Annotated in this window: 16 protein-coding genes; 7 read left to right on the top strand and 9 right to left on the bottom strand. The window is 61.5% G+C overall.

The genetic code is table 11. From position 1 onward, the window contains the following. Positions 1-10: 10 nt before the first annotated feature. Positions 11-214 carry a cold-shock protein gene (locus BCY88_RS36295; protein ID WP_012428559.1) on the top strand — a complete coding sequence of 68 codons (204 nt, stop codon included), beginning with the start codon at positions 11-13 and terminating at the stop codon, positions 212-214. Between the two features lie 285 nt (positions 215-499). Continuing rightward, positions 500-724, top strand: a complete 225-nt coding sequence (locus BCY88_RS36290; RefSeq protein WP_093635010.1) for a hypothetical protein — start codon at positions 500-502, stop codon at positions 722-724. Between the two features lie 98 nt (positions 725-822). On the opposite strand, the gene BCY88_RS36285 is transcribed toward BCY88_RS36290, so the two are convergent. Beyond that, on the bottom strand, positions 823-2,454 hold the full coding sequence (locus tag BCY88_RS36285; RefSeq protein ID WP_120348890.1) for an acyl-CoA synthetase: 1,632 nt from the start codon (positions 2,452-2,454) through the stop codon (positions 823-825). A gap of 159 nt (positions 2,455-2,613) precedes the next feature. On the opposite strand from BCY88_RS36285, the gene BCY88_RS36280 reads away from it, so the two are divergent. Beyond that, positions 2,614-3,360, top strand: a complete 747-nt coding sequence (locus tag BCY88_RS36280) for a Crp/Fnr family transcriptional regulator (protein WP_120348889.1) — start codon at positions 2,614-2,616, stop codon at positions 3,358-3,360. Positions 3,361-3,629: 269 nt separating this feature from the next. Then, positions 3,630-5,189 (top strand): methyl-accepting chemotaxis protein, encoded by a 1,560-nt coding sequence (locus BCY88_RS36275; protein WP_120348888.1) that lies wholly within the window; start codon positions 3,630-3,632, stop codon positions 5,187-5,189. 126 nt (positions 5,190-5,315) lie between these two features. Here the strand turns inward: BCY88_RS36275 and BCY88_RS36270 are convergent, their stop codons facing one another. The 3 genes from BCY88_RS36270 to BCY88_RS36260 all read right to left on the bottom strand — a co-directional run bounded on the left by BCY88_RS36270 (position 5,316) and on the right by BCY88_RS36260 (position 8,349). Further along, a complete protein-coding gene (locus BCY88_RS36270) occupies positions 5,316-5,669 on the bottom strand; it encodes a transposase (RefSeq protein WP_120348887.1) in 354 nt (117 codons plus the stop codon). Between the two features lie 293 nt (positions 5,670-5,962). Beyond that, positions 5,963-7,126 (bottom strand): porin, encoded by a 1,164-nt coding sequence (locus BCY88_RS36265; protein WP_120348886.1) that lies wholly within the window; start codon positions 7,124-7,126, stop codon positions 5,963-5,965. An 815-nt stretch (positions 7,127-7,941) separates the two neighbouring features. Continuing rightward, a complete protein-coding gene (locus tag BCY88_RS36260; RefSeq protein ID WP_120348885.1) occupies positions 7,942-8,349 on the bottom strand; it encodes an HrpB1 family type III secretion system apparatus protein in 408 nt (135 codons plus the stop codon). Between the two features lie 329 nt (positions 8,350-8,678). Here BCY88_RS36260 and BCY88_RS36255 point away from each other — a divergent pair, with 329 nt between their 5' ends. Both BCY88_RS36255 and BCY88_RS36250 read left to right on the top strand, forming a co-directional pair. Then, complete coding sequence (locus tag BCY88_RS36255; RefSeq protein ID WP_120348884.1) at positions 8,679-9,263, top strand: hypothetical protein; 585 nt, start codon at positions 8,679-8,681, stop codon at positions 9,261-9,263. A gap of 97 nt (positions 9,264-9,360) precedes the next feature. Continuing rightward, on the top strand, positions 9,361-10,566 hold the full coding sequence (locus BCY88_RS36250; RefSeq protein WP_120348883.1) for a cytochrome P450: 1,206 nt from the start codon (positions 9,361-9,363) through the stop codon (positions 10,564-10,566). On the opposite strand, the gene BCY88_RS36245 is transcribed toward BCY88_RS36250, so the two are convergent. The 5 genes from BCY88_RS36245 to BCY88_RS36225 form a co-directional block, all read right to left on the bottom strand. After that, positions 10,539-12,836, bottom strand: coding sequence for a DcrB/PsbP domain-containing protein (locus tag BCY88_RS36245; protein WP_120348882.1), 2,298 nt, complete (start codon positions 12,834-12,836; stop codon positions 10,539-10,541). The genes BCY88_RS36250 and BCY88_RS36245 overlap by 28 nt on opposite strands. Before the next feature lie 6 nt (positions 12,837-12,842). Then, positions 12,843-13,238 carry a CesT family type III secretion system chaperone gene (locus BCY88_RS36240; RefSeq protein WP_120348881.1) on the bottom strand — a complete coding sequence of 132 codons (396 nt, stop codon included), beginning with the start codon at positions 13,236-13,238 and terminating at the stop codon, positions 12,843-12,845. 81 nt (positions 13,239-13,319) lie between these two features. Continuing rightward, complete coding sequence (locus tag BCY88_RS36235; protein WP_120348880.1) at positions 13,320-15,545, bottom strand: glutamate cyclase domain-containing protein; 2,226 nt, start codon at positions 15,543-15,545, stop codon at positions 13,320-13,322. Positions 15,546-15,723: 178 nt separating this feature from the next. After that, positions 15,724-16,545 (bottom strand): hypothetical protein, encoded by an 822-nt coding sequence (locus BCY88_RS36230; RefSeq protein WP_120348879.1) that lies wholly within the window; start codon positions 16,543-16,545, stop codon positions 15,724-15,726. Between the two features lie 187 nt (positions 16,546-16,732). Further along, positions 16,733-17,851, bottom strand: a complete 1,119-nt coding sequence (locus BCY88_RS36225; RefSeq protein ID WP_183081536.1) for a cupin-like domain-containing protein — start codon at positions 17,849-17,851, stop codon at positions 16,733-16,735. Positions 17,852-18,174: 323 nt separating this feature from the next. Here BCY88_RS36225 and BCY88_RS36220 point away from each other — a divergent pair, with 323 nt between their 5' ends. Beyond that, positions 18,175-18,915, top strand: coding sequence for a DUF3455 domain-containing protein (locus BCY88_RS36220; protein WP_120348877.1), 741 nt, complete (start codon positions 18,175-18,177; stop codon positions 18,913-18,915). Positions 18,916-18,924 lie beyond the last annotated feature (9 nt).

Raw genomic sequence — 18,924 nt, 5'->3', positions numbered from 1 at the left:
AGGATTCCTCATGGATACCGGTACCGTTAAGTGGTTCAACGACAGCAAAGGCTTTGGCTTCATCACCCCGGACAAGGGCGGCGACGACCTGTTCGCGCACTTCTCCGAAATCAGCGGCGACGGCTTCAAGACGCTGGCTGAAAATCAGAAGGTGAGCTTCGAAACGAAGCAAGGCCCGAAGGGTCTGCAAGCGGCTAACATCAAGCCGCTGTAAGTTTGAAGGGCTCGGTGTCCGGCAACGGACATCGGGCTGCAGCGACATCCTCGCGGAGCTTCGTCTCCCACAGTTGGCGCGATCGCTTTTAGCTGCATATATTGTTCAGCTAGCCTAAGCGCCAAACGCCTCGTTGCACCTCATTCTCCCCTCTGGCTTCAACGCCCTTTTTAGCTTTCCGACTGCGTTTGGATTCGGCTCGCAATGGCTTGAATCGGCTCGTCCGCGTGACCCGTACAACGGCTCGCACGGCAGGCGCGCACTCGAACATTATTAAAATATAAAATGCAAAACAAACATATTCATCATTACAACGGCTATGCCGTCAAACCCTCGGCGCATCGTTTGCCCGACGGTAGCTTTTCATCCAACCTGCTGCTCGAACGCGCTAACAGCGCGCGTACCGAAGGGCGCTACCAGTTCTATTCGCTCGACTACTTCCCGAACGAAGAACAGGCACTGCAGCACTCGGCACGCTGGGCACGCCGCTGGGTCGACACGCGCGGTTAAGCGCGCATCGAGCCTGGTGAGCGCAAGACTCCACGCTTGCATCGTTCAGCATCCATAGCGCGCCAATCGGCGCGCCAGACCAGACTAACGCGCGCGATCTATCCGGCTTGTTCCGCCTTGATCCGCGCGCGCAGTTCGAACTTCTGAATTTTTCCCGTCGACGTCTTCGGCAATTCGCCGAAGCGCACCGCTTTCGGCAACTTGTATCCCGCAAGAAACAGCCGGCAGTGCGCGATGATCTCTTCTGCGCTCACCTGAGCGCCTTCCTTGAGTTCGACGAAGGCGCACGGTACCTCACCCCACTTCGGATCGGCCATCGCCACCACGGCGGCAACCGACACCGCAGGGTGACGGTACAGCGTGTCTTCGACCTCGATACTCGAGATGTTCTCGCCGCCTGAAATGATGATGTCCTTGCTGCGATCGCGGATACGGATATAGCCGTCAGGCATGCGCACGCCAAGGTCCCCAGTGTGGAACCAGCCGCCGTGGAAGGCCGCTTGCGTGGCGCGCTCGTTCTTCAAATACCCTTTCATGCAGATATTGCCGCGGAACATAATCTCGCCGAGCGTTTCGCCGTCGTCAGGCACGGGCGCGAGCGTGTCGGGATCGAGCACCGCGACGGCTGCCTGCAGGTGGTAGCGCACACCTTGCCGCGCGTTCATTTCGGCGCGTGCGTTGTCGTCGAGCGCGTCCCATTCTTCCTGTTTCGCGCAGACCGCGGCCGGGCCGTAGGTCTCGGTGAGGCCGTACACGTGCGTCAGGTCGAAACCGATCTCCTTCATCTTGGCGATCACCGCCGGTGCGGGCGCCGCCCCCGCCACCATCGTCGACACACGATGCGTGATGCCTTCACGCCACTCGGCGGGCGCATTCGCAAGCGCGCTTTGCACGATCGGCGCGCCGCAATAATGCGTAATGCCTTCACGGCGGATCAACTCGAACACCGTCTTCGCGTCGAATTTGCGTAGACAGACGTTCACGCCGGCACGCGCGGCGACGGTCCACGGGAAACACCAGCCGTTGCAGTGAAAAAGCGGCAAGGTCCACAGATAAACCGCATGCTTGGGCATATCCCACTCGAGGATATTGCTGAGCGCGTTCAGATATGCACCGCGATGGTGGTACACCACGCCCTTCGGGTCGCCGGTCGTGCCCGAGGTGTAGTTCAGCGCAATGGCGTCCCACTCGTCGGCGGGCAGGGTCCATGCGAACTCGGGGTCGCCGCTTTGCAGGAACGCTTCATAGTCGGTTGCGCGGATGAACCTGTCCGCGTCGGCAGGCATTGCATCGGCCACGCTGATCACGCACAACTCGGGAAACTCCAGTGCCGCGCGGTGCGCGAATTCGCTGTACTCCGTATCCACGATCAGCGCCTTCGCCTCGCCATGGCGCAGCATGAACAACAGCGACGATACGTCGAGCCGTGTATTCAGCGTATTGAGCATGGCCCCGGCCATAGGCACGCCGAAATGCGCTTCTATCATCGGAGGAATATTCGGCAATAACGCCGCAACCGTGTCGCCGCGTTCGATACCGGCCCGCTGCAACGCGCTCGCGAGGCGCCGCGCGCGCTGGTAGGTTTCGCGCCAGTTTCGGCGAATCTCCCCATGGACGACCGCCAGCCGCTCACCGTAGACTTCCGCTGCGCGTACGATGAAATCGATGGGCGTGAGCGGGACATAATTGGCCTCGCGCCGCTGAAGGCCGTCTTCGAACATGTGCGTCATCGCTTTGTCTCCTGAGGCGCTGGCCGCGCCGCCAATTTTTCTGATTGATGGACTAGCCTAACAACTGTCATGGTGAACTGTCTGTCATTCAAATGACAGAGTGGCACGCCCTGGCCCCCGCTCAACCGGTTTCACCCGCTCAAACCCCGCTAGCCGCTTATGGATGACGCTTCGCTCACCGTTCTCGCAGACGCCCCTTCGCATCGGCCTGAACGGGTCGCGCGCGCCGATCTGCCGCGGCTGTTCGGCACCTGCGCCTGGTTCAGGGCGCTCGCCACTGAGCATCAGGCCCTGGTTCTTGCCAGCGCATACGCGGAGCATCTGGAAGGAGGCGCTTGGATCGCGCGCCGCCAGGAGCCGTCTGATTACTGGATCGGCGTCTATTCCGGCCTCATCAAACTCGCCATCTATAACGCCTCGGGACGCAGTTGCACGCTCTCCGGCGTGCCGCCCGGCGGCTGGTTCGGCGAAGGCAGCGTAATCAAACGCGAATTGCGCAAATACGACGTGGCCGCCATTCAGCCTTCGCTAGTGATGTTCGTGCCGTCGGAGACGTTCCATGCACTGCTGGAGTCGAGCCTGCCGTTCACCGGCTTCGTGATCAGGCAGTTGAACAACCGCATGGGCGAATTCATCGCGACGATCCAGAATAGCCGCCTGCTGGACGTCGACGCGCGCGTCGCCCAGTCGCTCGCACAGCTGTTCAATCCCGATCTCTATCCCGACACTCGGCGCACGCTGGCCATCTCACAGGAAGAAGTCGGCCTGCTGGCCGGCGTGTCGCGGCAACGGATCAACCAGGCACTGCAAAACCTCGAAAGGCTGCAGATTTTGCGCCTCTCGTACAACCAGATCGACGTGCTGGACCTCGAACGCCTGGGGGCGTTTGGTCAGGAGCAGATCTAAGGCATTAAAAGCGAGTGCGCGCACGCTTTGCCGGCCGCCTCGGCCTGCCGCCATTTCCCGCGATTTTCTACGGGTTTGACGCCACTTTCCCCGATTTTCCTCGACGTTTCCCCGCTTTTTATTGGCCACCTCGGCTCGGATGCGCATGTTCCGGGCGCAAATTTCGGACGCCGCAATAAAGAATCCTTCGCAATGGCCGTTATGCCGGATATGCAACGCAGATTGCAGCCCCTCCCTATTCCGAGTTCAACGTATTGTCGAAGCCGATAATGAACCGTCTGACACTAAAACAGAAATTGTGGGTGCCGATACTACTTTGCTGGGCGGCACTCCTGATCGTGACCGTTGTGAACGCGTTCGATGCACGCAACGCGCAAATGGACGCGCGGCGTGCGGACCTGGCTGACGTCACCGACATGGCGGTATCGATCGTCGCGGACTACGCGAAGCTGGCCGACGCGGGCAAGCTTCCAGTGGATGAGGCCAAAGCGCAGGCCATCGCCCGCATCAACGCGCAGCGCTATGGCACTTCGGGCTACGTGACAATCGTGCGCAGCGATTCGGTCATGGTCGCTCATCCCATGAGCCCCAAACTCAACGGCAAGGACATGAGCGGTTTCCGCGACGCCAAGGGCAACGCGCTGTATCACGACATCGCGCAGGCAGGCGGATCGGCGAGCGGCGCGGGCTATCTGCGCTACTGGTGGCCGAAACCCGGCGAGACGGCGCCGAGCGAAAAGATCGGCTACGTGAAGCGTTTCGGCCCGTGGAACTGGGACTTTATTGCCGGCGCCTATATGGACGACATCCAGGCGCAGTTCTACGCAACCCTCGCGCGCTCGGCCGGCATGCTGGTGCTGCTAGGCGTGTTGGTGTCGTTCGTGGCCTCGCGCGTGGTGCGCAACGTATCGCGTTCGATCGGCGGCGAGCCTTCACGGGCGGCGGCGATTGCCACGCAGATTGCAAGCGGCGATCTCGCCACTCACATCGACCTGCGGCGCGACGACACCTCGAGCCTGTTGTTCTCGCTGCGTGAGATGCGCAATCAACTGGCTGCCACCATCGCACGGATCAAGACCTCCGCGGAGACGATCACGGTCGCCTCGAAAGAAATCGCCGCGGGCAACCTGGATCTTTCGAGCCGCACCGAAGAACAGGCGGCCTCATTGCAGCAAACCGCCGCCAGCATGGACGAGCTCACCAAGACCGTCACGCAGAACGCCGACAATGCGGCGACCGCGTCGGAACTCGCGACGGACGCATCGAATATTGCGGCGCGCGGCGGTCAGGTCGTCAACGACGTGGTCGAGAAAATGGCCGGCATCACCGATAGTTCGCGCAAGATCGGCGAGATCATCAGCGTGATCGAAGGCATCGCGTTTCAGACCAATATTCTGGCGCTGAACGCAGCGGTGGAAGCGGCGCGCGCCGGCGAAGAAGGCCGCGGCTTCGCGGTCGTCGCGGGCGAAGTGCGCAATCTCGCGCAGCGCAGCGCGACGGCCGCCAAAGAAATCAAGGTGCTGATCCATCAGTCCGTCGCACAGGTCGGCGAAGGTTCCACGCTGGCAGGCAAGGCCGGCAGCACGATCAGTGAAGTGGTCGACGCCGTGCGCCGCGTGACGGCAATCATGAACGAGATTTCGGCGGCATCGAAAGAACAGAGCTCGGGCATCGGCGAAGTCAATCTCGCGATCCGTCAGATGGACGATGTGACGCAGCGCAATGCCGCGCTAGTCGAGCAAGCGGCGGCCGCGGCAGGTTCGCTCGATGAGCAGACCGAACGCCTGCGAAATGCAGTGGCCGTGTTCAAGGTCGAACAGCACGCATGATTGAGCGGCATGCTCATGCACCCACGCTTAACATAGCTCATCAACGCAGCCGATAAAAAAGGCCGTTGTCCCTCTAACGGACAACGGCCTTTGCTGTCTTGCACACAGAATCCGTCCCAGGCACTGCTATGCAGTGCGCGGGTAGCCCCGGCGGGTGACAGGTCGCGCCAGCATCGAATCGGTGCCGAACAGCACAAAAGCGATGTTTGACAGCACACCTGAATTTTTCCAGCGCAGATAGTAGCGATGCGCGGTCTGATACGGCGCATACCGGTCGGGCATCGCGTGCCACGGCTTGCCTGTGTGCAATACCCACAACACGCTATTTACCACGCAACGAATGTCGATGTTGGGACGGCCGCGCCGCGGCCCAAGATCTTTCATTTCAGGCAGGAGCGGCACGATGCGATGCCATTGCTCGTCCGTGAGATCCTGAATGGCCGGCGAGCGAACCGGGGGGCTTGAAGGGGGAGTATCCATGCAGTAAGAACGCGCACCTGCAGCACACGTGCCACCGTCGCCGCGAAAAAGAAGTCAATAGAACAATCGTTTTTCAGGCTACCCCAAGCACGCCCTCAAGAAAGTCAATTATTGTCAGACTCGTGTGCGCAATTGTCAGAAATCGCAATACGTTACGGCTGCGGTGCTGATCCAGCATCGGCGTCCGGCATTCACGCCGGACGTCGGGCGCCAGCCACACAAGTGGCGCGCCCATAAAAAAAGGTGCCGCGAACGGCACCTTTTCTGCAACAACTAGCTTCTTCTGCTGAAGCTTAGAAGCGGTGACGCAGACCGATCGTAGCAGCCGTCTGGTTCTTCGACGACGATGCCGGCACGGTGTTGTCGCCGCTGTAGATCGAAGCAACACCGCCGTCGCCCATTGCGTGCTGGTACACGGCTTGAGCGTAGACGTCCGTACGACGCGACAGCGAGTAGTCAGCTTGCACGCCGATCTGGTGGTAACGGGTCTTCATGTCGTTGCCAGCAGCGTTGACACCGTAGCCACGTGCGTCGGTGAACGTGTAAGCAACGCCCAGCGCCATAGCCGGCGTCAGGTTGTACTTGCCGTTGACTTCGTAGTTGTTCGAACGACCTTGACGTTGGCCAACTGCTGCGCCAACCAGGTTGTCGATACGCGATTGCGTGAATGCAGCACCGACGGTAGCCGGGCCGAACGAGTACGCAGCCGCTGCGCCGAACTCACGTTGACGGAAGTTGCCCGTGATCACGCCCGAGGTGTTAGCCAGCACGCCATCCGAAGCGCCGGACACGTTTGCAGCCGGGTTGTTCTGCTGTGCGTAAGCAGCGCCCAAACGCAGACCCTGGAACTGGTATGCAGCACCAACGCTGTATTCGCGGTTGTTTGCGAATGCGCCAGCCTGGTTCGAGAAGCCGTACGTGCCACCGAACGTGAAGCCTGCGTAGTTAGCGCTCGAGTACTTGATCGAGTTGTTGACTGCGTAGCCGCCGTTCGTGCTCAGGTTGTCGTTGTTGAACGGGTGAGCGAAGTACGTACCGCCCCAGCTGCCCGTTGCGGTCAGCGGTGCCAGGTAGTCTTGAGCTGCGTCGTATTGGCGACCCAGCGTGACCGTACCGAATTGCGCGCTCGACAGACCGACAAACGCTTGACGGTTGAACATGCCGTTGTTGTTAGCGAACTTGCCGTTGTTGATGTTGAAGCCGCTTTCCAACGTGAAGATTGCCTTCAGACCGCCGCCCAGATCTTCCGAACCACGCAGACCGAACATGCTTTGGTTGATGCCGCCGCTGCCCGCTGCCCACTTTGCGTTGCCGTGGCCGACGCCGTTGGCGGGAGCAACGTTGCTGGTGTACGTCAGACCTGCATCCAGCAGACCATACAGGGTCACGCTGCTTTGTGCGTGAGCGACGGATGCGAACGATGCGGCAACCGCAACAACGATGAGACTCTTTTTCATGCGTGGGACTCCAGTTCGATAAATTTACGCGGGGAGCGGGACCTGCCTCAGCAGCGCAACCAGCACGCGCTGCCGCCCTGTTCGCCAACCCACTTCGGATCAGCCGGGCACCCTTTAAACGAAGCGTGAGTGTAGGGGGAGACCCTAGTAGGGACGCCCGCAATTTACACAACATGATTTTTCAGAATCCGCAACAATCCGATAAGAACTGACATTAAGTCTTTATCTTTCAGACGTTTATCGCAAAATACGGGCGGCACCGTCCCTGCTCTGGACAGAATTTGTTCGCAACATATCAATATTAAAGTTGTGTGTATGCAACAGCATTTAATACGCGTGACGTAATCGGGTCGGAACGTTAAAAGGTAAGAAACATCTGATTGCCCGAAAATCAGGCAAATGCGAAAGGCTCAATTCGGCTCGGTATAAATTTATTTTAAAAAAGTGGGAACTTAATTGAGTTAATACGGTCGCGCGATATTGGCGGTGCTGAATGCGCCGAGGAACAACTGGCTTATTGGCCGCCGGAAGCGCGTGATTGAATTAACAAAATAAAGCCGGCCGCGCATTGCCGCCTGGCTTGATGGGGTGAAACGAAATGAAGCCTCCAGCACGGGCATTGTCCGGAGGTGAGTTGCGGCGCCGACCGCCGCGTGACAAAAACCCGTGCTGAAAGCGGATGGCATAGATCGAACAGCCTCCCGTATTCAATTAACGGCGTCGCCTCGCTCATTTTTTACACGGAGTTTCCCTAATCTCCAGCCGTCGCCCATCAGGTTCGCAGCGAAGGTTCGCCGCGAGCCTGCCCAAGCATCTCACAGCACCTCGGCAATCCGCTCGGCGACCGACTCGCCGCTGACTTCCAGAAACCTCGCGGCAATGGCAATCCCGGTCGAATCGCCGCTGCGCAGAACCGAAGCCACGCAGCGACGCCAGTCCTTGTCGCCCAGAACGTAAAGGCACCAGCCCTGCAATGCGAGGATCGCCGGCGAACCCGGCTCGTGCTCTTCGATTTGTATGAGCAGGCGCAGCGCTTCGATCCACTTGCGCGAATTGACGAGCAGCCGCACCTCGCAGATATCGACCGCGGATGGTTTGGGGTGCAGCAAACGCAAGGCAAGCAGCAGTTCCTCCATGTCGGCGCGCGCATCGACTTTGAGCCCCGCACCGAAGATCGACAGCAACATGCCAAGCACCTTCGGACTGCATTGAATGTCCGTCATGTTCCGCCCTCGCGATATGCCTCGCCCAGCCTTCGTCCGCACGCGACCTTTCATTGTTCCAGCACGGACTCGTGCTTCGCATCGCGAATACGAAGAATCGCCCAGCAAAGCGAAGTTCCGTATCCAGCGTTAGCTTTTCGCCGGCGCAAAAAAGTCCATAGGCCGGCCGCTGCATATCGACCGGCCGCCGGAGATTCGCGCCACGGCACCTCACTTCGCATCCGGCCGCGTAGCACCCTCTCAATCTCATACCCTTTCCGCTAGATCGGCGCCTGCCTGCGACCTCACCGATTCCCCCAACATCCGCGTGTCCAACCTGAGAGAAAACCATGGCCTCCAATGCGATTACGTCACAGTTTATGAACAACGATTCGTCGATGTACAACATGAACTTCAACGGTTCCCAATCCAGCGGCGGATCGAACAACGCAGAAGAGCAACAGCTCATTTCGGACATCGAACAGCTATTTTCCGAAATGGGCAACAACAACAGTTCCGGCTCGAGCAGCGCTCAGAACAACCCCTTCGACCCGAGCACCTATATGAACAAGGGTGGCAACCAGGGGCAAGGTCTGACTCAAGGCCAAGGCGATGGCCAACAAGGTTTCCGCGACGTCAAGATCAACTCGGGCGCCGGTGGCGAAGCATTGCATCTGAAAGAAGGCCCGGATGGCACCCTCTACAACGGCAGCGGCAATTCGGTAGGCGTCATCGGGGCGGACGGCAGCGTCACGCTCAATTCCGGCGCCACGGATGAAATCAAACGGCTGGAAACCGGAGGGCAAAATCCGTTTCAGCTGTTGGCTTCCGGTGGTCCGGTGCAAGGGACCAAAGGTGACGGCGGCAACGTCACGTTCTCCTCCTCGCAAGTCACGGTTAGCGACGGCGACCTGAATCAGCAAAACGATTTCTGATCGCTCGCGCAGCCACGGCGCCTGACTCCTGAGTGAGCCAGGCGCTGCGTTGCGTTGTTCGGCGCATTGCGCTTGAGTTTTGCCCACTGAGCCGGACATGACTTTGGATACCCTCGATCTGGAATTGCGCAGCGTGCTGCCGTCGATCATCGGCAGCGGATTCGACGACCCGTATCCCGTGTACGAGTACTTGCGCGCCAATTGCCCCGTGCATCGCGATGCGAGCGGTGTCTGGCTGCTCTCGTCGCACGCGGCGATCACGCGCCTGCTCGACGATCGCAACTTCTCCGCGCGCCCGCCGACGATGAATCTGGGCGCCGGCGATCCGCTCGGCTATGCAAGCATGATCGTGTTCCAGCATGGCGAGGAACATGAGCGCCTGCGGCGACTGCTCGCACCGCTCTTCTCGCCAAGATCGCTCACCAGGCTGCAGGACTTTATCGATGCGGAAATTGCGCGCCTGCTGGAACCGCTGCAAGGTGCCGCGCGTTTCGATCTTGTCGCCGAAGTCGCAAGCGTCTTGCCGCTGCGCACAATCTGCCATTTGCTCGGTTTTCCGGTGTCGAATGCAGCGAACTATCTGCAGGCGTCCATGGGCGCATGGCAGTTGATCAGCGGCGCCCCGTTGAGCACGGGGCAGCGTGCTCATGCGGTGGCGCAGACGCAAACCTTTCTGGACCACATCGAGTCGCTCATCCGCGCGGTCGACCCAACCCGCGCGCCTGAGCATCCGATCGCCTGGTTTCTGCACCTCGAGCAGGAGGGTGAGTTCACGCGCCACGAGATGCTCGTCAACATTCTGTTTCTGTTCATCGCGGGCTACGGCACGACGTTGCTGTCGATCGGCAATAGCATCGCCGCCGCATTGCGCCACCCTCATGCGTGGCGCGCGTTGCGCGACGACCCGGGGCTGATTCCGCAAGCGGTGCGCGAGCTATACCGCTACGATCCCGCCGTGCAGGCAATCTTTCGCTATGCCTGGCAAGATACCGGGTTCGACGGCCACCTGATCCGTCGCGGCGAACTGGTCGCATTACTGCTGGGCGCGGCCAATCGCGATCCCAACGAATTCCGCTCACCCGATCAGATCGACTTAGCACGCACTCAGGGCCGTTCAATGACCTTCGGTGCGGGTCCGCATAGCTGCATGGGTGTCGTGCTCGCGCGGATGCAACTCGAATCGCTGCTGCGTGCGTTGCTGCATCGCCTGCCCAACTTGCAACTGAGCGCCGTCGAATCACGGCGCCTGCAGCGCGGCACGTTCCATGGTTTCGATCAGCTCTGGCTCGAACGGCCATCCTGATTCTGATCTTCGGACGCGTCGTAGCGGTCCACGTACCGGTTCCAGCGTGCATCGAAGGTGCGCTTGTACGCCCAGATCGACGCGGCGCCCACGATGGTTTCGTAGGACCCGGCAATCGCGTAGAGAACCGGCTGATGCAGAAAATACGGCCCGAGTGCCGCGCCCATCAGCGGTGAGGTGTAGGTTCCGATAGTCAGGCCAAGACGTGCCGGATTGATGCCCATCGCTTCCCGCGCACCCGCGCCCCAGGCTTCGCGCCATCCCACCGGCTTGCTCTGTTCGAGAAACGCCGCAGCAATCTCCGGTGCGTCCAGGTTGCGCATGCGCGCCAGCACCGCCTCGCGCTCGGCCGTCTCTGCGCCGCAACTTGCCAACGCGTCGTCGACGATCGTGATCAAGCGATCCTTCGACAGGTCCATCTCACTCAACTCGTCGAGCCTGCCATGCAATTCGGGCGGAAGCGCCAGATGACCCGGCAGCTTGCCGTCCTGTTCCAGCTGGCGATACTGGCCGGCAAAATACTTGACCGACATGATGCCGGTCACCGCGGACAACAGCACCGCGCCGACGGAGAACAATGCGCCGCCAACCCGCTCGCCGACCTTGTGCGCGACCTCGTCGATCGAGCTGGCGGCGGCAAGCGCCGCCGCCGCGAACGGCGCGAGGAAGGCGACACGCTTGCGCATTTCGGCTGGCGTCATGCCCGCACCGCGCAGCGCCGAGAGTTCGGCGGCCTCAGCCATGACGTCGTCGCCCGAGGCCGCGATGAACTTGGCAACGCCACCCAGATGCAAGGCATCCTGAACAATCTCCACAGTCGGCGCCATCACGGCCAACGACTTGATGATCGCCTGAGCGCCTTCGGAGGTGCTGTTGGCGTCGTCGGCGGTCAACAGGCGGTGGGCGTACTCGCGCCCGAACATCGACCCAAGCGTTGCGTTCAAGGCGGCAAGCTCGCGCTTCGAAACAGCATCGCCGGTGCTTGCGGTCACGCGCATGGCGCTGCCGGACAAGGTGCGGATCAGACCGGTTGAACGGGTGAAATCCAGCTTGTCGGCCAGTTCCTCGGCGGACTGACGCTCAAGCAATTGACCCCGGAAACTGGTCTCATCCACTTTGGCCAGAGACTTTGCCCATTGCTTTGGATGGTTTTCGTTGATGCGATCGCGATCTGCCTGAATCACCGTCGGCTCGATGTCCGCCTTGACGAGATCCGGCAACCAGTTCGACACGAAATTGTGCTGCGAATGGGTCGCCACATGGCGAATCGCTTCCAGCACGCCGTCCGGTGTCTGCTTGCATTTCACAAACTGCAGTGTCGCGCCCTGCTGCTGCAGCTTAATTAGTGTGCGCTTCGCCGCTGGACTCAATTCGGCGAGCCGTTCGATCTCGTGTGGCATGCCGCCGTCGGTTCTGAACGTGACACACTCGAAATGATCGTCGATGAATGTCGGCACCTGTGGGCCACTTTCAACGCCTAAGGCGTTCCATAAATCGCGCCGCGCTTCGAGCCACTCGCGTTGTTCACGTGGCAATGCCGCGAGCACCTCGGGCGGCCACGACAGCATGTGCCCCGCGTCGAACTCATCTCCAGAAGGTTGTGCACGCACCGTTAGCGGCTGCATCGCCAGCATGCCGCCTGAGTCCGTGAGATCCACGTCGAGGCTCGCCCGCGTCTCTGCGCCCTGTGAACCGAACCATCCGGCAAGACGCGCCCCGTCTTCCCCCTCCTGCCGCTCCCACGTTGCACGTTGATGCAGATGGTCGACCACCTCCTGAAGCCGGTCGCAACGACTCTTCAGACGCGGCAAACGGTGTTTCATCGCGTCGACGCGGCGTCCCATCACGGGCGCGCGTTCGTATCCCAGCCCATACGCGATGTCCTTCGCGGACAGCTTCACATCGGCGCGATTGGCCGCAGCGATCAACGTAAGCGCGCGGCTGAGGTCTTCCGCGTCGGTTTCTCGCATCTGTGAGGTTTCGGGCACCGCCGCGGGACTCGTCTTCGCGCGAGTCAACGCCGGCAACGCGCGGCGCCGGCGCATTGCCGGTGTCGTCGCGGGTGTCGCCGAATCAGTACCGGCTGCAGTCTGCGCACGCGCCGCGCGCTTCGACGCATCGGGCTGATCCCGGGATCGCGCGCTCAGGCCTGACACGGACGACGGACGTGCGGGTGTGGGAGGCGGATTGGACGGTGCCGCCTCCTTGCGCGCATCACCGCCTTGCTCATCGAACGCGCCGGGGCCGCTCCCGGAAGGTACCTTGACCATCGCGGTTCAGACCGTCGCCAGGGCCTCGAGCCCCACGTCGCCGACAAAACGGATCAGCGAATCGAGCAGCGCCTGACCGGATGCCTGCTGGTCGAGCCGGTAGCGGAACGAGTAAAACAGATGCCCGGTTTGCGGATGAACGCTAAGCGAGCCGCGCTGGCTGGCGCTCAGCTTGAAATTAATCATGAGAAGTGTCTTGTAGGCGGCGGCCTGATTGTCGGGAAGCGGACCCATGTCGATATAAACCTGCAGCAGATTCGAGTCGACGCTCTCGTCATAGATCAGCGACACGAGATAGTCGTCGATCTTCAAACGGCCACCGTCGAGCAGCGTCTTCGGCGAGCCGAAGCCGACCACCTTGCAGAGTTCCTGGACAACGCGCTTGTATTCGGAAGTATTCATGGGAATTTCGCTCGCGGACAAAGGGGTAAAGCGCGCCTCCGTCAATCGGACCAGGTGCGCTTGATGGAGTCGATGGCCACGTTACGTGGATGACGGCCCAGGAGGATGATCGCCTTGCTCCGGCTTGCGTTTCGGCAGCAGACGATGCGGCTTCGGACGCCCCTGGGTCGCGCTGTTCTGGCCGGCGCGCAACGGCGAGACCAACTCGATCGTGTGACCCTCGCTGAACTGCGTGTGGACCACTTGTGCGTCGTCCCGGTTCAGAAGCTTCAGCGCGGACTGCTCGACCGCTCCGGGTTCCGTGCTGGTGGTCAGCACCACCGGCGAGAACGTGGCGAGCCGGTCGTGCCGATCGACAATGGCCTCCTCGTCCAGAAACTGGATGACCTTATCCGCCTGGTACTCCATAGGATCGATCACCGGCACGTGACCCATGCCACGCTCTTCGAGCCGCTTTTCGATCCGTTCCTTCAACGCTGGATAGTGGGTACAGCATAGCCATAGCGACGTGGCATCCCGCGGCACCTTGTCCACATACTGCGCGACGGCCGCGTCCACTCTGCGCGAGACCTCGGGATCCTCGCTCAGGTGGTCGAGATCGTTCACCAGTTCCGCCCAGCCCGGTGCGCCGATTGCGTAGCCGTCCCGCAGCCTGACGTTGCGCTTCGACTGATCGTCGCCGGCGCGCGCGTATTGCGCGATCTTCGTACGGTAATCGGGCGAATCGGCGGTTTTTTGTGTCGCCAGCATGGCCGGCCGCTCACCGCCGTGACGGGGAATCTCGGCCGCCGTCGTTTCGATCAGATCGATGACCGGCACATAGACGCCATCCAGCGCCTCTGGAAACGCGGTACAGGCCGTATTGCACGCCATCGCAATGACGTCCACACCGACCTCCTGGCCGGTCTTCAAGCCCTTGCCGACCAGCGAGACGAGTTCCTCGCTGTTTTTGCCGCCATACGCACCCGCGCCATGATCCGTCACGATCACGAAGCGCGACTTGCTTGCCGAGCGATACTGCAGAAACTTGGCGACATTTCGCGCAGCAATCAGTCCGCCGTTGCCCGAATCGAACAAGCCGACAAGGAATGGCTTGTCGTGGTCGGGCGAGCGTTTCGCGACGATCCCACCTTGCGGCAGTTGCGCAACATTGGTCCGCAGCAGTTCGAGCATCCCCCGATGCACATCGAGCGAGTGGCCATCGACACCCGTGTAGTTCCGCCCGTCCGCGGTGGGTTGATTGACCTCGCGGCCACGCGTGACGCCGTCCACCGCACCGGCTTCGATGGTCGCGCGAATCGCGTTGTCCTGCTGTTCGCCCGTGAGCAACTTACCGAGTTTGCCGGCACGCTGCAGCATCACCGCGCCGATCGCCGTCGCCCCCAGGTTCGAGTTCCATGCCGTTACCGGATGGTCGGCCGGCACGGCAGCGGCCATCGTCGCGCCATCGAGCGCTTTAGGTATTCCATCCAGGCCGCCCATGCCGGCTTCGTTACCGCCGTCACCGACACCGACGGTCGTGATGTCGTCGCGCTTTCCCGCGTTGATCAGCAACTGGTCGACCGGCGCGTTGAAACCGTTGATGTTCTTGCCGCGCATATTGAGGCGATCGCCATTTTCGTTGCGGCTGGGCAATTCGATTGCCACCACCGCATCGGGACGATGCTTGTCGAGAAGCGCGTCCGCCTGCTTCGAGGCGGCATGGCCCGCATGCGATGCGTCCATGATGTCGAAGCGGGCATATCGCTCTGCCTCCGGATTCAGCGCTTTCACCGCCGCGCGCAGGACAGGTTCGTTGGCCTTGTCGGTGACGAAGGTAACCACCTTGCCAAGCTCCCACAGTGCATGCGCAAGCGCGGCGGCGCCCGGCGGGCCATCGGTCTCCGGCAAGCCTGGACTGGCGGGATTCGCAGGATCAGTATGGTCGACGGAAAAGCCCGTGAGGATCATCACCCTATCGGCGTGTTCGAGCGCTTTCGCTGCGTCCAGCGCGCCGCCTTCGACGTGAAATCGGGAAACGTCGCGCAGATCGTTTGCGGTCAACAGACGGTCGAGCCGCGCAGATACCCGTGCTTCCTGTTGCTCGGTGTCATCCGCGGGCGCGAGTGGCGCTTTGGCGTCGCCGGTTTTGCCAAACCTTGCCGCGATCTGTTTCGCCGGCGCGAAATCTGCAAGGCGTTTCAGTACAGACGGCCCCTTGGGCTGCCCGGTGGGCTCTGGCGAGGCCGCTGGTTCCGAAGGCTCATTCGCCCGGCCGATGTTGCGGTCGGGATCGGGACCACCCGACCCAGTGATTTTTCCATCCATAATGAGACACCTTCCGTATCGTCATATCGGGGATACAGCAAGGGGCCACTTTACGAGCGCAATAGAACCGTCATATTCGGCGAGGCGACGCCAGCGACGGTCAAACGAACCTGCATTTCGCAAATAACTATGGATACCGAACTACATTGATTGCGCAACGACGGCGCATCGGAACCGGTTACTGCGACAGGAACTGAACGTCGTCCTGATTGCCAGTCCAGTTGTCGTACGAAACGACCTGTGGACCGGAACCACCATCCGTATTGTTTGAACCCACCAGGGTGATGCGGCCGTTGTCATTGCTCGCGACAATCTCGACATGCTCGTCGCCGCCGACGATACACACGTCGCCCGGTTTTGCCTGGCTTCTGCTTTCGTCGTGCCAGCCATCGCCCTTGAGCTCGCTAGCGAGCGTACCAACGCTATTCGTGTGTTGCGAATCCGGCAGCTCACCGGCCTTGACGAGGCAGGCGGAGGCGAAGTTCGCGCAGCACACGTCGGTCGGAATGCCCTTATCCATCGGCACTTGCTGGTTCTGCATGATGCTGGCTGCCGACGTATTGAGCAGCCCTTCGGCAATGCCCGCCGGGTTGCCTGAGCCGGCGCGCTTCACGTTCGTATCGCCCTGCTGGCCCGAGCTCGCCGCGCTGCCGCCCGAAGACGAGCTCGCGCGGCGGGCGGACGTAAAGCCGCCGCCTCCGCCGTTTCCGCCTCCGTACCCTGTGCCACCCGAAGCGCCGTCGGACGAGCTCGATTCGCTCATCACTTCCATCAGCGCGGCCAGCAGTTGCTGTAATGCGTCATCCAGAGCGCTATTCGACGCACTACCCGCTGCGTCCCATTTCGAACTGGAACTGTCGATCTTGTTTTGCCACGAAGTCCAGTAGCCGGTATCGTCTCCGCCCTGTGCGCCAGGTGCCTGCTGAAACGAAGCGGCGTCGTAGGACGTCGAGAACGACGTGGGCGAAAAAGATAACGCGGAAATTGCGCTATTCGACATGACAATTCCTTTCGCGGCGTGCGCGGGCGGCTTCGCAGCGCGCCTTGTGATTGAACACCCGATGCGGTGGACACGCTTTGAGGCGTCCCCCACCTTAGAACGAGGCATCGACCACTGCAGGGCGGCATGCGCAGCGACGAACGAAAAAACGAAATGCGGATCGGCCAGAGTCTTTGCCGCGAACGCGCTATGCCAGCCTCTGCGCCACCTCGTCACGCATGAACCGGCTGACCGACAGCACATCGTCGAGCGCCCACGTGCAGTGATACCAGCCGGTCGGCACGATCAGAAGATCGCCAGGTTCGAGAATCAGGTCAGCATACGTTGCTTGCGCAAAACGCGGAAAACGCGTCAGGTCCGGTTTATCGGCATTGACGCAGCATAGCTGGTGCGAATTGAACGCCTCGACAACATAGAGCAGATCGCTTTGTCCCGGCGCGAACAGCCGCACCTTCTTGCAGCCATATACCTGCGCCAGAAAGGAACTGGCGATATCGCAATGCAGGCCCGTGACGACGCTGTCGCGCCGCGGTCCGCTCCATAGCTGGGCCGCGCTGAACGCGTCAGCGGGCAAACCGGGCAACGCAAACAATGGCGCGAACTCGTCAGGCAGCAGACATCCGTCGGTATAGGGTGGCGGCACGCCGCGGTGTTGATCGCCATGCCCGGCATCGCGCGCACGGGCGGGCACCGGCAGCACGTCGCGCAACCGCAGCGGATCGCCGCCGGCTGCCGCCTCGCGCAGCACGATGTCGCCGTAGCGCGCATCCCATTCGACGCAATCCCATTGCACCGCCGGCCAATCGAGCACACCTTGCAGATGCAGCGGCGTGCTGCATCGCACGGCGTCTAGCATCGCTGCACGATCGCACCTGGTGGTAGCCGGCACTGTCGCGAGCGCCGCCGGCGCGACCGCCCGCGCGCGAGCCAGCGCGGCGCGCGCAGCGGGTTCCGGGCGCTTGAGCAGTTGCAGCCAGTAGTAAGCGAAACGGGTCTCGCCAGCCACCTGGAAGCACCCGTTGCAAGCCCGCAGAAAAGCCTCGTTGCGCCAGTCGAACGCGGATGGTTCAGCAAGGGCCCATGTCAGCGCGCCGTGCGTCAGCGTAATGACAGCGTCGGCAGACGCGACGGTGCGCGACATCGTCAGCCGTTCGCCCAGCACATAGCTGCAATCGAGTTCAGGGGCATCCGCCACCCTGACACTCACGCTTGCTGGTCGCGCGGTAGGCAGGTAATGCTCGGCCACGCGCTCGTACAGCAACGGTGCAAGCTGCGCCGATGGCTGGGCACGTTCGCTGCGAGTCACGCACATCGTGGCGCCCCGCGCCGCAATGGCGCGAATCGTGCGGCGGACTGGACGGCGAACTGAGGGCAAGCCTGCCCGGGCGGCATGGATTTCAGAACGAGGGGCTTCATTCAAGGTTTGGGCGCCGGAGTCACGGAATCCATACTTTCATGCCGGCGCCCGCAACGTGCTTTGTCGCGTGCGAAGCCGGGCGCAATGCCGCGAATGCACGCCGCGTTTCGTGCCGGTGCGTCTGGTCATTCAAAAATTCGGATTGCACACGCCCGGTGCACGTTCTTTGAGTTGTACTTCGTACCTTGCCCCCAGGTGAGCCTGCCGCTTCGATGAAACTTTTCACGACCTCATTACGTACGCTGTCCGCGCTCCGTTTTGTCGTGCTTTCGTGCGACGTCGTGGCCTCGAGCCGGAATCGTTGCGCATCGCAGGCGGTTCGGACCACATCGGCTGCGGCGCTCGCCGTTTTGCTCGCTGCCTGTGCCCACCCGCCTTCGGCCGAGCAGATTCCACCGGCCAACGAAACTTTGCCCGCGTCGTTGCGCGCGACGCCGCAGGAAATCCTTCAGGATGCGCTCACCGCCGTCGGCGACACGACCTACAGTTGCCGCCGTAGCGGCGAGCGGCTGTCCTGGGTCTCAACCGGTTCGGAAGCAACGCTGGTCGACGGCGCGCGGCAGAGCGTCGGCACGGTCGCACCCGGACGCTATTTCACGGCCTACGACGGAAGTTATGTAATTGGCCGCGTGGCGGCCGAAGAGATCGTCACGACGAGTGCGCTGCCGTGGCAGCGCCTCACCGCGAAATTCAACGCAGGCGAGCGGCAAGGTCAGGGGCGCTTTGCGAAAACCAGCTCGGTACAGCGAGTGCGAACCTCTGGCGGCCTGCCGCCCGTCCCTTCGTGCGACCAGGAGGGGATGTCGCTGTTTGTCCCCTATACCGCGACGTATCTGTTCTATCGGGCTGCGGAGCCAGCCGCTGCCGATGCGGCCGCCACGCCGGTTGCCGAACCCGCCGTTGTCGTGTCGCACACGGAAACCCCGGGCACGGCACCGGCTCAAGGGCAGTAAAAGCACCAC

Origin of the sequence: Paraburkholderia fungorum (assembly GCF_003610895.1) — a bacterium.
Lineage (GTDB): Bacteria > Pseudomonadota > Gammaproteobacteria > Burkholderiales > Burkholderiaceae > Paraburkholderia > Paraburkholderia fungorum_B.
The sequence above is the reverse complement of the archived record's forward strand: the minus strand, read 5'-3'. Positions and strand labels throughout refer to the sequence as shown.

Bases quoted from the DNA above. Each gene is read 5' to 3' on its own strand.
- BCY88_RS36295 (WP_012428559.1), top strand. From the start codon at position 11: ATGGATACCGGTACCGTTAAGTGGTTCAACGACAGCAAAGGCTTTGGC.
- BCY88_RS36290 (WP_093635010.1), top strand. From the start codon at position 500: ATGCAAAACAAACATATTCATCATTACAACGGCTATGCCGTCAAACCC.
- BCY88_RS36285 (WP_120348890.1), bottom strand. From the start codon at position 2,454: ATGACGCACATGTTCGAAGACGGCCTTCAGCGGCGCGAGGCCAATTAT.
- BCY88_RS36280 (WP_120348889.1), top strand. From the start codon at position 2,614: ATGGATGACGCTTCGCTCACCGTTCTCGCAGACGCCCCTTCGCATCGG.
- BCY88_RS36275 (WP_120348888.1), top strand. From the start codon at position 3,630: ATGAACCGTCTGACACTAAAACAGAAATTGTGGGTGCCGATACTACTT.
- BCY88_RS36270 (WP_120348887.1), bottom strand. From the start codon at position 5,669: ATGGATACTCCCCCTTCAAGCCCCCCGGTTCGCTCGCCGGCCATTCAG.
- BCY88_RS36265 (WP_120348886.1), bottom strand. From the start codon at position 7,126: ATGAAAAAGAGTCTCATCGTTGTTGCGGTTGCCGCATCGTTCGCATCC.
- BCY88_RS36260 (WP_120348885.1), bottom strand. From the start codon at position 8,349: ATGACGGACATTCAATGCAGTCCGAAGGTGCTTGGCATGTTGCTGTCG.
- BCY88_RS36255 (WP_120348884.1), top strand. From the start codon at position 8,679: ATGGCCTCCAATGCGATTACGTCACAGTTTATGAACAACGATTCGTCG.
- BCY88_RS36250 (WP_120348883.1), top strand. From the start codon at position 9,361: ATGACTTTGGATACCCTCGATCTGGAATTGCGCAGCGTGCTGCCGTCG.
- BCY88_RS36245 (WP_120348882.1), bottom strand. From the start codon at position 12,836: ATGGTCAAGGTACCTTCCGGGAGCGGCCCCGGCGCGTTCGATGAGCAA.
- BCY88_RS36240 (WP_120348881.1), bottom strand. From the start codon at position 13,238: ATGAATACTTCCGAATACAAGCGCGTTGTCCAGGAACTCTGCAAGGTG.
- BCY88_RS36235 (WP_120348880.1), bottom strand. From the start codon at position 15,545: ATGGATGGAAAAATCACTGGGTCGGGTGGTCCCGATCCCGACCGCAAC.
- BCY88_RS36230 (WP_120348879.1), bottom strand. From the start codon at position 16,545: ATGTCGAATAGCGCAATTTCCGCGTTATCTTTTTCGCCCACGTCGTTC.
- BCY88_RS36220 (WP_120348877.1), top strand. From the start codon at position 18,175: ATGAAACTTTTCACGACCTCATTACGTACGCTGTCCGCGCTCCGTTTT.